The 15,851-nt window shown below is 74.0% G+C and carries 13 protein-coding genes; 12 read left to right on the top strand and 1 reads right to left on the bottom strand.

Annotated elements, in window-relative coordinates; genetic code table 11:
* Positions 1–15: 15 nt before the first annotated feature.
* From ACIRQ9_RS34445 to ACIRQ9_RS34405, 9 genes are all read left to right on the top strand, one after another.
* Positions 16–663 (top strand): HAD family hydrolase, encoded by a 648-nt coding sequence (locus tag ACIRQ9_RS34445; RefSeq protein WP_404182636.1) that lies wholly within the window; start codon positions 16–18, stop codon positions 661–663.
* Positions 664–980: 317 nt separating this feature from the next.
* Complete coding sequence (locus tag ACIRQ9_RS34440) at positions 981–2,015, top strand: methionine ABC transporter ATP-binding protein (RefSeq protein ID WP_404182633.1); 1,035 nt, start codon at positions 981–983, stop codon at positions 2,013–2,015.
* Positions 2,012–2,737: a methionine ABC transporter permease gene (locus ACIRQ9_RS34435; RefSeq protein ID WP_351320248.1), complete on the top strand. Its 726-nt coding sequence runs from the start codon at positions 2,012–2,014 to the stop codon at positions 2,735–2,737. The genes ACIRQ9_RS34440 and ACIRQ9_RS34435 overlap by 4 nt, the downstream gene beginning before the upstream one ends.
* A gap of 76 nt (positions 2,738–2,813) precedes the next feature.
* The gene (locus tag ACIRQ9_RS34430) at positions 2,814–3,644 is read left to right on the top strand and encodes a MetQ/NlpA family ABC transporter substrate-binding protein (protein ID WP_404182628.1); all 831 of its coding nucleotides are present in this window, start codon (positions 2,814–2,816) and stop codon (positions 3,642–3,644) included.
* A gap of 153 nt (positions 3,645–3,797) precedes the next feature.
* Positions 3,798–4,427 carry a GNAT family N-acetyltransferase gene (locus ACIRQ9_RS34425; RefSeq protein ID WP_404182625.1) on the top strand — a complete coding sequence of 210 codons (630 nt, stop codon included), beginning with the start codon at positions 3,798–3,800 and terminating at the stop codon, positions 4,425–4,427.
* 114 nt (positions 4,428–4,541) lie between these two features.
* Entirely contained in the window at positions 4,542–5,768 is a 1,227-nt protein-coding gene (gene cbiE, locus ACIRQ9_RS34420; RefSeq protein ID WP_404182622.1) for a precorrin-6y C5,15-methyltransferase (decarboxylating) subunit CbiE, read from the top strand.
* Between the two features lie 344 nt (positions 5,769–6,112).
* Positions 6,113–9,718, top strand: coding sequence for a nicotinate-nucleotide--dimethylbenzimidazole phosphoribosyltransferase (cobT, locus tag ACIRQ9_RS34415; RefSeq protein WP_404182619.1), 3,606 nt, complete (start codon positions 6,113–6,115; stop codon positions 9,716–9,718).
* A gap of 588 nt (positions 9,719–10,306) precedes the next feature.
* On the top strand, positions 10,307–11,554 hold the full coding sequence (gene cobA / locus ACIRQ9_RS34410) for a uroporphyrinogen-III C-methyltransferase (RefSeq protein WP_404182616.1): 1,248 nt from the start codon (positions 10,307–10,309) through the stop codon (positions 11,552–11,554).
* A 64-nt stretch (positions 11,555–11,618) separates the two neighbouring features.
* The gene (locus tag ACIRQ9_RS34405) at positions 11,619–12,437 is read left to right on the top strand and encodes a TrmH family RNA methyltransferase (RefSeq protein ID WP_404182613.1); all 819 of its coding nucleotides are present in this window, start codon (positions 11,619–11,621) and stop codon (positions 12,435–12,437) included.
* Positions 12,438–12,452: 15 nt separating this feature from the next.
* Here ACIRQ9_RS34405 and ACIRQ9_RS34400 read toward each other — a convergent pair whose 3' ends face one another.
* On the bottom strand, positions 12,453–13,775 hold the full coding sequence (locus tag ACIRQ9_RS34400) for a protein kinase (RefSeq protein WP_404182610.1): 1,323 nt from the start codon (positions 13,773–13,775) through the stop codon (positions 12,453–12,455).
* Positions 13,776–13,971: 196 nt separating this feature from the next.
* Between ACIRQ9_RS34400 and ACIRQ9_RS34395 the strand changes: the two genes are divergently transcribed.
* From ACIRQ9_RS34395 to ACIRQ9_RS34385, 3 genes are all read left to right on the top strand, one after another.
* Positions 13,972–14,259, top strand: a complete 288-nt coding sequence (locus ACIRQ9_RS34395) for a hypothetical protein (RefSeq protein WP_404182607.1) — start codon at positions 13,972–13,974, stop codon at positions 14,257–14,259.
* Between the two features lie 195 nt (positions 14,260–14,454).
* On the top strand, positions 14,455–14,631 hold the full coding sequence (locus ACIRQ9_RS34390) for a hypothetical protein (protein ID WP_351320232.1): 177 nt from the start codon (positions 14,455–14,457) through the stop codon (positions 14,629–14,631).
* 256 nt (positions 14,632–14,887) lie between these two features.
* Positions 14,888–15,805, top strand: coding sequence for a phosphotransferase family protein (locus tag ACIRQ9_RS34385; protein WP_404182604.1), 918 nt, complete (start codon positions 14,888–14,890; stop codon positions 15,803–15,805).
* Positions 15,806–15,851: the final 46 nt, after the last annotated feature.

The raw sequence follows: 15,851 nt of genomic DNA, 5'->3' as shown, positions 1-15,851 counted from the left end.
CGTAGGGTCGAGGCCATGACGATCCACGCACAAGCCCTGCTCTTCGACAACGACGGCACCCTCGTCTCCTCCCTCGACTCCGTGGAGCGCTGCTGGACCCGCTGGGCGGCGGAGTACGGCGTCACGGACGAGTTCGCCCGCGTCGAACTGCACGGCAGGACCGCCGCGGACATCGTCGCCGACCTGCTCCCCGCCCATCTCGTCCCGGAGGCCGTCGCCCGGGTCGAGCAGCTGGAGGTGGAGGACGTGCCCAACGGCGGTGTCCGGCTGCTGCCCGGCACCGCGGCCCTCCTCGACGCCCTGCCCGCCGAGCGCTGGGCCGTCGTCACCTCCGCCACCCGCCGGCTCGCCGAGGCCCGCCTGGACGCGGTCGGGATCCTGCCCAAGACGCTGATAGCCGCCGACGACATCACCCGCGGCAAGCCCGACCCGCAGCCCTACCTGCTCGCCGCCCGCCGGCTCGGCGTCGACCCGGCCCGCTGCGTGGTCTTCGAGGACGCCCCGGCCGGCCTCCGGGCGGGCCGCGCCGCCGGGATGGCCACCGTGGCGTTGGCCACAACCCACCCGGCGCACGAGTTGGACGCGGACCTCGTGGTGCCCGACCTCTCGGCCTTGTCGGTACTGGTCACCGACCACCTCGTGGAGGTCTCCGTGCGCCGCTGAGCTGTCCGCCGCTGTCCGGCATGCGGACAGCGGCGGTCTGTCAGGACCGTCGGTCTGGTTTACTGATCGCATGACCACGACGAGCGAACGCACCCCTGCGACCGAGGCGACCATGACGCCCGGTGCTCGTTGTATGTGTCGAATGTGCGCCTGTTAGAGGGCCCCCGCACCACCCAGAGCCTCGCGCCCCGAAGCGAGCCGCCGTCGTGGCCCGTCCGTACGCCCTGAGCCGTACGTGACCCGGCTGCCCCGCGCACATTTTCCCTCCCGTACCAGGGCACACCCACGCCCGGGTACTCAACAGTGACGGAATCCCAGTGATCACGACAACGGGCCTGACCAAGGTCTACCGCTCCCGCGGCCGTGAGGTCACCGCCCTCGACGGCGTCGATCTGCACGTCCGTGAGGGCGAGGTGTACGGCGTCATCGGACAGTCCGGCGCCGGCAAGTCCTCGCTCATCCGCTGCGTCAACCTCCTGGAGCGCCCCACCGCCGGCACCGTGACGGTCGACGGCCTGGACCTCACCGCCCTCGCCGGACGCGGTCCGCGGGCGGGCCGGGAGCTGCGGCAGGCGCGCAGCCGTATCGGCATGGTCTTCCAGCACTTCAACCTGCTCTCCTCCCGGACGGTCCAGGACAACGTCGAGCTGCCGCTCGAAATCCTCGGCATGTCGGGGAAGGAACGTTCCAGCAAGGCGCTGGGGCTGCTCGACCTGGTCGGTCTCGCCGACAAGGCGAAGGCCTACCCGGCCCAGCTGTCCGGCGGCCAGAAGCAGCGCGTCGGCATCGCCCGCGCGCTCGCCGGCGACCCGAAGGTGCTGCTCTCCGACGAGGCCACCAGCGCCCTCGACCCGGAGACCACCCGCTCCATCCTGCGGCTGCTGCGCGACCTGAACCGGCAGTTGGGCCTGACCGTCCTGCTCATCACGCACGAGATGGACGTCGTGAAGTCGGTCTGCGACTCGGCCGCCCTCATGGAGAAGGGGCGCGTCGTCGAGTCCGGGACCGTCAGCGAACTGCTCGGCACCCCGGGGTCCGAACTGGCCTCCGCGCTGTTCCCGGTCGGCGGCGAGGCCTCCGGCGACGACCGCACCGTCCTCGACGTCACCTTCCACGGCGAGGCCGCGACCCAGCCGGTCATCTCCCAGCTCTCCCGCACCTACAACATCGACATATCGATCCTCGGTGCCGCCATCGACACCGTAGGCGGCCTCCAGATCGGGCGGATGCGCATCGAACTGCCCAGCCGCTACGAGGACAACGTGGTGCCGATCGGCTTCCTGCGCGAACAGGGCCTGCAGATCGACGTGGTGGGCCAGGAGCCCGTGCCGGTGAAGGAAGGTGCCAAGTGAGCTGGTCCGAGATGCAGCCGCTGCTGTCCCAGGCGTGTTGGGACACGCTCTACATGGTCGGCTGGTCCACGCTGATCGCCGTCGTCGGCGGACTCCCGCTCGGTGTCCTGCTCGTCCTCACCGACCGCGGCGGACTGCTGCAGAACGTGCTGGCCAACAAGGTCATCGGGCAGGTCGTGAACATCGCCCGCTCGATGCCGTTCATCATCCTGATGGTCGCGCTGATGAACTTCACGCGTTCGCTCACCGGGACGACCATCGGCCGTGAGGCCGCCATCGTGCCGCTCGCCATCGGCGCGATCCCGTTCTTCGCGAGGCTGGTCGAGACGGCCGTCCGCGAGGTGGACGGCGGGCTGGTCGAGGCCGTGCAGTCGATGGGCGGCAACACCTGGACCGTCGTGCGCAAGGTCCTCGTGCCCGAGTCGCTGCCCTCGCTGATCTCCTCCACCACGACCACCGTCGTCGCGCTCATCGGCTACTCGGCCATGGCGGGCACGGTCGGCGCCGGCGGCCTCGGCGACATCGCGATCCGCTACGGCTACCAGCGCTTCGAGACCGAACTGATGTGGATCACGGTGGCGATCCTCGCCGTCGTCATCTCCCTCATCCAGTTCGCCGGCGACTTCGCCGCCCGGTCCCTGCACCGCCGCGGCGGCCACTCGGGACCCGTGCCGAGGCTGCGGCTGCTGAAGGCCGCCACGGCCACCGGCAAGACCGTCTGAGTCCTCCGGGCACCCCCCCAGATTTCCCCGCACCACCACCGCGGGGCCGCTCCACCCTTAAGGAAAGGCACTTTTCGTGCGTAACACCGCCAAACTCACCGCCGCCGTCCTCGCCGCCGGAACGCTCGCCCTCGGGCTCACCGCCTGCGGCTCGGACAAGGACTCCGCCGCCGCCGACTACAGCGGGCCGCTCGTCGTCGCCGCGAGCCCCACCCCGCACGCCGAGATCCTGAACTTCGTCAAGGACAACCTGGCGAAGAAGGCCGGACTCGACCTGGAGGTGAAGGAGTTCCAGGACTACATCGTGCCGAACACGGCGACCGAGGACGGTTCGGTGGACGCCAACTACTTCCAGAACCAGCCGTACCTGGACGACTTCAACAAGAAGCGCGGCACCCACATCGTGCCCGTCGTCACGGTGCACCTGGAGCCGCTCGGCCTCTACTCCCACAAGGTGAAGAGCGCCGACGCGCTGAAGAGCGGGGCGACCGTGGCCGTCCCGAACGACGCGGTGAACGAGGCGCGTGCCCTCAAGCTGCTGGCCGCCAACGGGCTCATCACCCTGAAGGACGGCGCCGGCACCGAGGCGACCCCGCAGGACATCGCCAAGAACCCGAAGAACCTGAAGTTCAAGGAGGTCGAGGCGGCCCAGACCGCGCGCTCCCTGGACGACGTCGACGCCGCCGTCATCAACGGCAACTACGCCATCTCGGCCGGCATCAAGCCCGCCAAGGACGCCCTCGTCCTGGAGTCCGCGAAGAACAGCCCGTACGGCAACTTCCTCGCCGTGAAGAAGGGCAACGAGAAGGACCCGCGGGTGAAGAAGCTCGCCAAGCTCCTCACCTCGCCCGAGGTCAAGAAGTTCATCGAGGACAAGTACCAGGGCTCGGTCATCCCTTCCTTCTGAGGCACTTTCCGACGGCACGTATACGGCGTATCGCCACGCACGGGCCCCACTCGCTCACCGCGGGTGGGGCCCGTCGTCCCGTTCAGTGGTTTCATGCTGCATGCTGGGCAGTTCGCACGCCCTGCAGGATTTCCGAAGGTTACGGAGTGGCGCATGACTAGCACCTTCCCCAACATCTCCATCAGCACGGAGCGGTTGGTGCTGCGTGCCCTCGACGAGGACGACGTGCCCGCACTGGCCGACATGATGAACGACGAGCAGGTGGGGGTCTGGACCGGCGTCCCGCAGCCGTACGGCGAGGACAGCGCCCGGCGCTGGATCACCGACCACGCCCCGGCCGAACGGCTCGCCGGCCGCGGCCTGGACCTCGCGGTCACCGAGTTCCTCACCCAGCGCCTGGTCGGCGTCATCCGGCTGGCCAAGGCCGACTGGCGCATCCGGTCCGCCGAGTTGTCGTACATCGTCGCGCCCTGGGCACGCGGCGAGGGCTACGCCTCCGAGGCCGCGCTCGCCACCGCGCAGTGGTTCTTCGGCGACCAGAAGTTCGAGCGCATGGAGCTGCGCACCGCCGCCGACAACACCGCCGCCCAGCAGGTGGCGCAGAAGATCGGCTGCATCAGCGAGGGCGTGCTGCGCAACGCCTGCATAGTGCACGTCCGCACCGAGGACGGCACCTGGGCGGACCTGCGGACCGACTACATCGTGTGGAGTCTGCTCCCGGAGGATCTGGAGGGCGCCGGCGGGGATCTCGGCGGCGACGACGGCTTCACCTCCTGGAACTGACGACGGCGGGGCCCGCCCCGTCATCCGCCCGCCAACTCCACCAGGTACCCTCACGGAGCCCGGCCACGGGCCCCCGCCCCTGACGACCTGCGACATCCCTGGAGACTGACGACGATGGCCGACCGGGTCACGGTGATCGGCTGGGACGGCTCGCCGCTGACCGCCGCGGGACGGGGGGCGCTCGGCGCCGCCACGCTCGTCGCGGGCGCGGCCCACCATCTTGCCCTTCCCGACGTGCCAGAGACCGCCGAACGCGTCCGCCTCGGCAGCGTGGGCCTCGCGGCCCGCCGCATCGCCAGCCACCGCGGCACCGCGGTGGTGCTCGCCGACGGCGACCCCGCCTTCTTCGGTGTCGTACGGACCCTGCGCGCACCGGAGTTCGGGCTGGAGGTCGAGGTCGTCCCCGCGGTGTCCTCGGTGGCGGCCGCGTTCGCCCGCGCCGGCATGGCCTGGGACGACGCGCAGGTGGTCGTCGCACACCGGCGCACCCTGCGCCGCGCGGTGAACGTGTGCCGCGCCCACACCAAGGTCGCGGTCCTCACCTCGCCCGGCGCCGGTCCCGCCGAACTCGGCCTGCTGATGGAGGGCGTCCACCGCACCTTCGTCATCTGCGAGGAACTGGGCACCGACCGCGAGCAGGTGAGCGTCGTCACCTCCGACAAGGCCGCCGACCACAGCTGGCGCGACCCCAACGTCGTCATCGTCGTCGGCGGCTCGTCCGCTCCGGTGCCGGCGGGCGAGGGCGGCGGCTGGATCGCCGGCCGGGACCCGGCGGCCGGTCCGCGCGGCTGGGTGCAGCCCGACGCGGCCTACGGCGAGGGAGCCGTGCTCGGCGAAGGGGAGACGGACCTGCTGCGGGCCGCCCAACTCGCCCGGCTCGGCCCGCGGGTGGGAGACCTCGTCTGGGACATCGGCTGCGGCAGCGGGGCGTTCGCCACCGACGCGGCCCGCGCCGGTGCCGCCGTCATCGCCGTCGACCGGGACCTCGCGGCCTGCGTGCGCAGCGACGCGGCCGCCCGCGGGTTCGGGGTCCAGCTCCAGATCGTGCACGGCGACGCGCCGCACGTCCTGGAGAACCTGCCCGAACCCGACGTCGTACGGGTCGGCGGCGGCGGCGCGGCCGTGGTCGGCGCGGTCGCCGACCGGCGTCCGCAGCGCATCGTGGCGCACGCCGCCACCCGGGACGCGGCCGAACTCATCGGACGTGACCTGACCGAGCACGGATATCAGGTCGAATGCGCCCTCCTGCAGTCCGTGGAACTCGACACCAAGGCCTGGACGGAGACCGAGCGGAACGTCGCGTTCCTGCTCAGCGGCGTGCTGCCCGACCGTGCCCCGTGATCCTGTTGTCATATTGCGCGCGGTAGGCTGGCCGATCGCTGCACCGCACCGGTGGCCCGGAAATTCGTTCGTCAATATCCGGGAAACGCGCTCCTTTTGGGGCGGGTGTGGTACGGCAGAACCGGGGACGCGCAACGTGGCGCAGTCCACAGCGGGCTGTCGCGGATCACGCTGCCGCGACGGTCGAACGGCCGGGACAATGCCACTGAATGGCTTTGTCGCCTTTTCCGGCGGGTCGTTCGTGCCGCTGGGCACGCACGCTCGTTCTTCACTGCGGGGCGGTCGGTGCGCCGCCCCGAGCGAGCTGGTCGTAGAAGGCACTAACCGATGGGCGAGGGGTACGCATGACGGACACCGGCCAGGTCCCGGGCGAGGGACTGCCGGAGAGCGCAGGCATGGTGGAGCAGCCGGGCGTTCCCGCCCACGGCGCGTACACCTACCTCTCCGAGTCGCCCGCCGAGGACGAAGACCTGCTGCTCCCCGGCGCACAGGGTGCCTGGGGCAATGAAGTCCCGCCGCCGCCCCCGGAGCCGGTCGTCGAGACCGTCCACGAGCCCGGCCCGCACGAGACGGACGGCCGGGACAGCGGCTCGGTCGACCTGAGCGCCGTCCGGCTGCCCAACTCGGTGCCGGCGTCCCCGATCCTCTCGGTGCCGCACGACCCGGCCACCGCACCGGCCCCGCGCCGCCCGCTGCACCTCGGCCCGCCGATCCCCGACGCCTCCGCCAGCCCGGTCCGCTCCCTCGCCGACCGCGGCCCGGCCGGCGCACCGGCGGCCCGCCAGCCCGGCCTGGCGGTGCCCGGACCCGAATACCTCGACGCCCAGCCCATGGGCGAGGCCGCGCCGCAGCCCGCCGCGCCCTGGGGCGCGCCGCAGGCGGTCCCGCACCCGGCCGCCCAGCAGGTGGCGCCGGTGGCACAGGTGGCCGCACAGGCCCCGGCTGCCGAAACGGTTGTTCCGGCCGTCCCGGCACCCGAGGCCGTGGCCGCCCCGGAGCCCGTGGCCGTCGCGGCCGCCCCGGCCGCCGCCCCCGGACACCTGGCGGCGGGCGGCACCGCCGTCACCGCGGAGCAGCAGGCGCCCGCCGGTCCCGGGGTCTGGCCCGAGAGCGCATACGGCCCCGAGGGCGTGGCCCAGGCTTCCGAGGCGGGAGCCGCGATGCCGGCGGCCGTCCCCGCGGCGCCCTGGGGTGCCGCCGCGCCGGACGGTGTCCAGACCCCGCTGCCGGAGCCCGCACCGCCGGTCGCGGAAGCCCCGCACGCCGGGCTCGTCCCGCAGATCCCGCTGGTCCCGCAGGTTCCGGACGCCCCGCGGCCCGTGCCCGTCCCGCAGGTCCAGGAAGCCCCGCGACCCACGGCCCGGCAGGACACGGCGCCCGCGCCCGGTGCCGTGCCGGCGCCCGACGCGGCGGCCGAGCCCGCGGGCCCGCCCACGGACGCGGTGACCGTCGAACCGGCCGCCGCCGCCGAGCCCGCGCAGCCCCTGCCCGTCCCGCCCGCGCCGCCGGTCGCACCCGAACCCGAGGCCCCGGAACCCGCCGGCCCCGAGCAGGCCGCGGCGCCCGTCGCGCCCGAGCCGTTCCCGGCGCCCGAGACGGTCCTGCCCGAGCCCCTTCCGGTCCCGCCGGCCGTCCCGGCGCACCCCGCCGAGGAGATCGCCGAGGCGCCCGCCGCCGAGGCCGCCGCCGAGACGCCGCAGCCCCTCGCCGCCCCCGCGACCGAGCAGCCCACGGCGGAGACCGTGGCCGCGGCGGGGTTCCAGGCCGCGGCCGTCGTACCGCAGGCCGAGCCCGCCGTCGCCCCCGAAGCGCCCGAGCCGCTGCCCGTCCAGCCGCCCGCCGGTCCCCAGATCCAGGACGCGGCCCCCGAGGCCCTTCCGGAGGAGACCTCGGAGCCCCAGGAGCCCGCGGCCGCGGAAGCCCCCGCGCCACCCGCGCAGGACCGGCCCCTGGGCGAGTTCGTCGCCGTCGACGGCCAGGTCCCGACCACCCCGCACCTCGCCCCGACCCCGCCGCACCCGCTCGTGCTGCCCGCCCAGGACATGGGCGAGAACGCGCCGGAACAGGCCGCCACCGTGCCCGCCCCGCGCGAGGCCGAGCCCGGCGCGCAGGCGGAGCCCCGCCTCGACGTCGTACAGCACGCGGAGGACCTGGAGACCAGGGCCGCCGACCAGGAGGAGAGCACGGCCCCCGTGGCAGAGGCACCACGGTCCACCGGCCCGGCCGCGCCCGCCTACGACGACGCCGAGCGCGAGGCCGTGCTCAAGGTCATGCGCGAACGCCGGGACATCCGCAACGGCTTCCGCGGCGATCCCATCCCGCACGAGGTGCTGCTGCGCGTCCTGGAGGCGGCCCACACCGCGCCCTCCGTCGGCCACTCCCAGCCGTGGGACTTCGTGGTGATCCGCTCGGCGGACACCCGCCGCTCCATGCACGAACTGGCCATGCGCCAGCGCGACGCCTACGCCAAGTCGCTCCCCAAGGGCCGCGCGAAGCAGTTCAAGGAACTGAAGATCGAGGCCATCCTCGACACCCCGGTCAACATCGTCGTCACCGCCGACCCCACCCGCGGCGGTCGCCACACCCTCGGCCGGCACACCCAGCCGCAGATGGCGCCCTACTCCGCGGCCCTCGCCGTCGAGAACCTCTGGCTCGCCGCCCGCGCGGAGGGCCTCGGCGTCGGCTGGGTCAGCTTCTTCGACGAGCGCGAGATGGTCCGCGCGCTCGGCCTGCCCGAGCACCTGGAGGTCATCGCCTACCTGTGCGTCGGGTACGTCGACGAGTTCCCGGACGAGCCCGAGCTGATGCAGGCCGGCTGGTCCAAGCGGCGCCCGCTGTCCTGGGTGGTGCACGAGGAGACCTACGGCCGCCGCGCGCTGCCCGGCGAGGACCCGCACGACCTGCTCGCCGAGACCGTCGCCGGGATCCGCCCGCTGGACGCCAAGGCGCTCGGCGAGGCCTGGGAACGGCAGAAGCGGATGACCAAGCCGGCCGGTGCGCTCGGCATGCTGGAGATCATCTCCGCTCAGCTGTCCGGCCTGTCCCGGCAGTGCCCGCCGCCGATCCCGGAGCCCGCGGCCGTCGCCATCTTCGCCGGTGACCACGGCGTGCACGCCCAGGGCGTCACCCCCTGGCCGCAGGAGGTCACCGCCCAGATGGTGGCCAACTTCCTCGGCGGGGGAGCGGTCTGCAACGCGTTCGCCTCCCAGGTGGGCGCCGAGGTGTGCGTGGTGGACGTCGGCGTCGCCTCCGAGCTCCCGGCCACGCCCGGCCTGCTGCCCCGCAAGGTCCGCGCGGGCACCTCCGACATGACGACCGGCCCCGCGATGACCCGCGAGGAGGCCAAGCAGGCCATCGAGGTCGGCATCGAGACCGCCCGCGACCTGGTGGCCGCCGGCAACAAGGCGCTGCTCACCGGCGAGATGGGCATCGCCAACACCACGGCGTCCGCCGCGCTCATCTCCGTCTACACCGGCGCCGACCCCGCCGAGGTCACCGGCCGCGGCACCGGCATCAACGACGAGACGCTGGCCCGCAAGACCGAGGTCGTCCGGCGCGCCCTCGACCTCCACCAGCCGGACCCGGCCGACCCCATCGGCGTCCTCGCCGCGATCGGCGGCTTCGAACACGCCGCGATGGTGGGCCTGCTGCTCGGCGGCGCGTCCCTGCGCACCCCGGTGATCCTGGACGGCGTCAGCGCCGGTGCCGCCGCCCTGGTGGCCCGCGCGATCGCCCCCGAGGTCCTGGCCGCGTGCATCGCCGGCCACCGCAGCGCGGAGCCCGGCCACGTCGCCGCCCTCAACAAGCTGGGCCTGCGCCCGCTGGTCGACCTCGACCTGCGCCTCGGCGAGGGCACGGGCGCGCTGCTGGCCCTGCCGTTGGTGCAGAGCACGGCGCGGGCCATGCACGAGGTGGCCACGTTCGACTCGGCGGGCGTGACCGAGAAGTAGCCCACGCGGGACCGAGAGGCAGCACGGGAGCACCGTGCGGACCGGGACCGACCGGTCCGTGCGGGCGCATCGCGCGGCCGGTCCCGGCTTTCGCCCGCGCGGCATTCCGCGCGGCGGGCCGGTCCTGCCGGGACGGACCCCGCGTGCCGCCCACGGGCGGACGGGGTGTCCGGGCCGGACGCGGACGTTCCGCGCGGCGGACCGGACGGCTGCCGGTACGGGCCGGGGCATCGGTACGGGCCGGGGTGTCGGTACGGGCCGGGTGCCGTCATGGGCCGGGCGCCCGTTCCCGGCCACTCCGCCCGGCTCCGGGCATCGTGGGCCGCCGGGCTCCGGGCTCCGTGGGCCGCCGGGCTCCGGACTCCGGACACCGTGGCCCGCCGGGCTCCGGGCTCCGGGCTCCGTGGGTCGCCGGGCTCCGTGGCCCGCCGGACTCCGGACTCCGGACTCCGGGCATCGTGGCCCGCCGGGCTCCGGGCACCACTCGTCGCCGCCGGGCTCCGGGCGCCGTCCCGCCGTATCCGCCCGGCCCGTAAAATCTGCACGTCAGGGCATCGCATCGCCGCCACACCAGGGAGTCGCACCCGCATGGCCGAACACCCCGCCTACCCCGTAGGCCTCCGCCTCACCGGCCGCAAGGTGGTCGTGCTCGGCGCCGGTCAGGTCGCCCAGCGCCGGCTCCCCGCGCTCATCGCGGCCGGCGCCGACATCACCCTCGTCTCGCCCGAGGCCACCCCCTCCGTCGAGGCGATGGCCGACGCCGGTGAGATCACCTGGGCCAGGCGGCCCTACCGGGACGGCGACCTCGCCGACGCCTGGTACGCCCTCGTCGCCACCGACGACGCCGACGCCAACACCGCCGCCTCCGCCGAAGCCGAACGGCACCGCGTCTGGTGCGTCCGCTCCGACGACGCGGACCGTGCCACCGCCTGGACCCCGGCCACCGGCCACAGCGAGGGCGTCACGGTCGCCGTGCTCACCACCGACGCGCGGGGCCGCGACCCCCGCCACACCGCCGCCGTCCGGGACGCGGTCGTCGAGGGGCTGCGCGACGGCACCCTCGTCGCCCCGCACCACCGCACCCGCACCGCGGGCGTCGCCCTGGTCGGCGGCGGCCCCGGCGACCCCGACCTGATCACGGTCCGCGGCCGCCGCCTGCTCGCCGAGGCCGACGTGGTGATCGCCGACCGGCTCGGCCCGCGCGACCTGCTCGCCGAACTCCCGCCGCACGTCGAGGTGATCGACGCGGCGAAGATCCCGTACGGCCGTTACATGGCCCAGGAGGCCATCAACAACGCCCTGATCGAGCACGCCAGGCAGGGCAGGTCGGTCGTACGGCTCAAGGGCGGCGACCCCTACGTCTTCGGCCGGGGCATGGAGGAGGTCCAGGCGCTCGCCGAGGCCGGCATCCCCTGCACGGTCGTGCCCGGCATCTCCAGCTCGATCTCGGTCCCGAGCGCGGCCGGCATCCCGGTCACGCACCGCGGCGTCGCGCACGAGTTCACCGTGGTCAGCGGCCATGTCGCACCGGACGACGCGCGCTCGCTCGTCGACTGGCCGTCCCTCGCGAAGCTCACCGGGACCCTGGTGATCCTGATGGGCGTCGACAAGATAGGCAGGATCGCCGAGACCCTGGTGGCCCACGGCAAGTCCCCCGACACCCCGGTCGCGCTGGTCCAGGAGGGCACCACCGCGGCCCAGCGCCGCGTCGACGCGACCCTGGCCACGGTGGCGGAGGTGGTCCGCACGCAGGACGTGAAGCCCCCGGCCGTCATCGTCGTCGGCGAGGTCGTGAACGTCGGCCTGCTCCCGTCCGCCGGACGGACCCCTGCGTAACCCCGGGTAACACAACCCGTCCCAGCCCGTTGGCACCGCACCCAGGACAAGGCAGTATCACCCTGTGGCCGATCTCATCACCGTCGAGGATCCCGACGACCCGCGCCTGCGTGACTACACGGGCCTGACCGACGTCGAGTTGCGCCGCAAGCGCGAACCGGCGGAGGGCCTGTTCATCGCGGAGGGCGAGAAAGTCATCCGCAGGGCGAAGGACGCGGGCTACGAGATGCGTTCGATGCTCCTCTCGGCCAAGTGGGTCGACGTCATGCGCGACGTCATCGACGAACTCCCGGCCCCCGTCTACGCGGTCAGCCCGGAGCTGGCCGAGCGGGTCACCGGCTACCACGTGCACCGCGGCGCGCTCGCCTCCATGCAGCGCAAGCCGCTGCCGACGGCGGCCGAACTGCTGCGCACCACCCGCCGGGTCGTCGTCATGGAGTCGGTCAACGACCACACCAACATCGGCGCGATCTTCCGTTCGGCGGCGGCCCTCGGCATGGACGCGGTGCTGCTCTCCCCGGACTGCGCCGACCCCCTCTACCGCCGCAGCGTGAAGGTCTCGATGGGGGCGGTCTTCTCCGTGCCGTACGCCCGTCTCGACACCTGGCCCAAGGGGCTCGACTCGGTCCGCGAGGCCGGGTTCACGCTGCTCGCCCTCACCCCGGACGAGAAGGCCCGCAGCCTCGACGAGGCCGCGCCGCACCGCATGGACCGGGTGGCGCTGATGCTCGGCGCGGAGGGCGACGGCCTCTCCACCCAGGCCCTGGTCGCCGCCGACGAATGGGTCCGCATCCCGATGTCCCACGGCGTCGACTCCCTCAACGTCGGCGCGGCGGCGGCGGTCGCCTTCTACGCGGTGACCGCCGGCCGCCCGCGGGACTAGGCTTCCCGACCCGCACTACTCCCTGGCGGCGGCCGGCTTCGCGGAGACGGTCCCGCCGGGTACGCCCATGGAGTGCGCGGGACCGGAACAGCCCTGGGCCAGCGCGATTCCCAGCGCCACCAGCAGCGTCACCACGACGAACACGAACAGCCGCTGACGCAGCAGCCGGGGGTTGGCCGGACGCCGTCCGGCGCCCGTGGGACGCGGCCCCGGACGGCCGGTGCCGCTGCGCGGCCCGGACCGGTTCGCGCCGGTGCCGCCCGGCCTGCTGCCGTTGCCGCGCGAAGCGGGCGTGGGACGCGAGCGGCCCGGACGGGACGGCGTACCGCCGTTCGGCCGGGGACCGCTGCCGCCGCGCGAAGGCGCGTTGCCCCGTACCGGCGTCCCCGGCGAGGAGTGCGGCGGGCGCCGCTGGAAGCGCTGCGACTCCGGGTAGGTCTCCGCGAGCCGCCCGGTGGGCCGGTCCGCCTCCCCGGACCGCGGCGCCGGCGGCCGTACGTCCGGCAGCCCCTGCGCCTCACGGGCGGCGATCTCCTTCAGCCGGAGCGACAGCTGCAGTGTGCTCGGCCGTTCCTCCGGGTCCTTCGCGAGGCAGGCCCGCACCAGCGGGGCCAGCGCGTCCGGGACCCCGTGCAGGTGCGGCTCCTCGTGCACCACGCGGTAGAGCATCACCTCGGAACTGCCGTGCCCGAAGGGCGAGTCGCCGGTCGACGCGTACGCCAGCGTCGCACCCAGCGAGAAGACGTCCGTGGCCGGGGTGACGGCCGCCCCGCGCACCTGCTCGGGCGCGAGGAACCCGGGGGAGCCCACGGCCGTACCGACGTGCGTGAGGGTGGAGGCGCCGGTGGCCCAGGCGATGCCGAAGTCGATGATCCGCGGCCCCTTCGGGGACAGCAGGATGTTGGACGGCTTGAGATCCCGGTGGACGACCCCCGCCTCGTGGACGGCGACCAGGCCCTCGGACAGCGCCGCCCCGACCGCCGCCGCGTCCGCCGCGATCAGCGGGCCGTCGTCGGCGACCTTGTCGTGCAGCGAGGGCCCGGGAACGTACTGGGTGGCGAACCACGGCCGCTCGGCCTCCAGGTCCGCGGCGACCAGCCGGGCCGTGCAGCCGCCCCGGATCCGCCGGGCCGCCGAGACCTCACGGGCGAAGCGCGACCGGAACTCCTGGTCCTCCGCCAGGTCGGGCCGGATGACCTTCAGCGCGACGCGCTGCCCCTTCTTGTCGGAGCCCAGGTAGACCACGCCCATGCCGCCGGCGCCGAGCCTCCGGTGAAGCCTGAACGAGCCGACGACGCGCGGGTCCTCGCGCCTCAGGCGCATCATCGCCATGTTCATCCCCGCTGCCCGGTCCGTGTGACGTGGCACAGCTTACGTTTCCACGGCCGCCCGCGCGCAGAGGCCGCGCCCTCTCGGCCCCACGGATTGTCAGTGCCGGGTGGGAGACTTGAGGAGTGGTCAGGAAGGCGCCGTAATGGGGGCCTTTGACTGCATGTCCGCTCCAACAAGCCGTCACAGAAGGGGGATTGAGGCTGTGAAGGGTGATCGGGTGGAGATAGTGGTGGACGCCGGTGACACGACCCGCACGTACGAGGTGGTGGCCGCCAGGGCGGGCCGCCGGGTCGAGACGGCGGTACGGCGAGGGGTGGTGGAAGTGAGCGAAGTCACGCGAAACGGCAGCGTCGTCCGTACGGCCCGTTTCATGGCGACCCGGGTGCTGGCCCTGGTCGAGCAGCCCGTGCCCCGCGAGGACGGCTCGGAAAAAACGGGAGGGACCGGGCACCCCCTCAGGGAAGACCCCGAGGCCCGGGACGAGGCGTAGGACTCGTCTCCACCCAGGGGAGTAGAGCGCAGGTCACGGCTCATCCTCTCGGAGGCCAGTGATTCGGTACGAGGGCATGACGTCCGCGGGGCGCCGGGCCCCTAGATTTGAGGTCAAGCGGCGGGTGCAGCACTCGTCCCCCGAGGTCAGACACCCGCCGCTGCCCACGACAACTGAACGGTCAGGAGAGGGACCATGGCTCTTGCGGCACAGCGGACACGCACCACCCGCCCCCGCCGGCAGGGCCGCCGCCACCCCCTGGTGGCGACGCTGATGGCCCTTCCCCTGGCGGCCCTGCTCCTGCTCGTCTTCGACGGCTGGGAGACGGTGGCCACACAGGCGTCGTCCGTGGGAGTGATGCTGGGGCGCTGAGCGGCGACCCCAGGCCCGGAAGAGCGGTCCGGGCGGGGACATCCACCCATGAAACCCCGTGGGGACGGGGGTGCGGCGGACGGCACAAATGCCGGCGCAGCTGGGGAGCTGCGCCGGCATTGCTTTTCCCCGGCACCCGCCGCCCTGTACCGGCCCCGCGCACCGCCTGGGAGCGGCGACCCGGCCGCACGCGGACCCGGGCGCACCGCGCCCGCGTACCCTCACCGCAGCACAGCCGCACCGTCCGGGGGACCCCATGACCGCAGACGTACTGCCTCAGCTGACCGCCGAGGTCAGAGCTGCCGCCCATCCGGGCGCGGCCCGCTGCGCCTGCGGCACCACCACCCTCGCCGACCGCCCCGACACCACGGTCCTGCGCCACGCGGAGACCGTCGCCAAGGCCCACGCCCCCGGCACCGACCCCGCCGACCTGGCCGGCCGCCTGGCCATCGCCGCCCGTCTGCCCGACCTCTTCCTCGCCCCGCTCACGGCCACCCCGGCGACCGTGCTCGGCACCCGCCCGGTCACCCTCTGGCCGTACGGCCGTCCGGTGGACCCCGACGCCCCGGACGCCGCCCCCTGGGAGGCCGCCGCCACCCTCCTCGCCCGTCTGCACCGCACTCCGGCGCTGCCCGGCACGCCCGTGACGCGCGGTCCGGCCAAGGCCGCGCACGCGGTCGCCCGTCTTCGCGGGGCGCTCGCCGCCTCGCCCGGACATCCCGCCGCCGTGCCCGTCCTGCGGGCCTGGTCGGCGCTGCCGGCCTGGGCGCGCGGCGAGGCCCCGATGCCCGGCGCCCGCACCCTCTGCCACGGCGATCTGCACCTCGGCCAGCTGGTCCGGCATCCGGCGCCGGACGGCCCCTGGCGGCTCATCGACGTCGACGACCTCGGCGTCGGCGTCCCCGCCTGGGACCTGGCCCGCCCCGCCTCCTGGTACGCCTGCGGCCTGCTCCCGCCCGACGACTGGACCCGCTTCCTGGGCGCCTACCGCGCGGCCGGCGGCCCGGCCGTACCCGGGGACGGCGATCCGTGGCCGGCCCTGGACGTGCCGGCACGCGCCCTCACCGTGCAGACCGCGGCCCGCTACCTGACGAAGGCGCTCGCCGCGGACCGCGCCCTGGACGAGGTCGAGCGGTCCCTGATCGACGCTTGTGCCCGTATGGCCCCGGAATGACCCCGGCGTCCGCCCGGTTGGCCCTCGAATTCCCGAAGTAAGGTGC

Origin of the sequence: Streptomyces sp. NPDC101237 (assembly GCF_044767465.1) — a bacterium.
Lineage (GTDB): Bacteria > Actinomycetota > Actinomycetes > Streptomycetales > Streptomycetaceae > Streptomyces > Streptomyces gramineus.
Note: the sequence above shows the minus strand (reverse complement) of the source record. Positions and strands in the feature narration are given on the sequence as shown.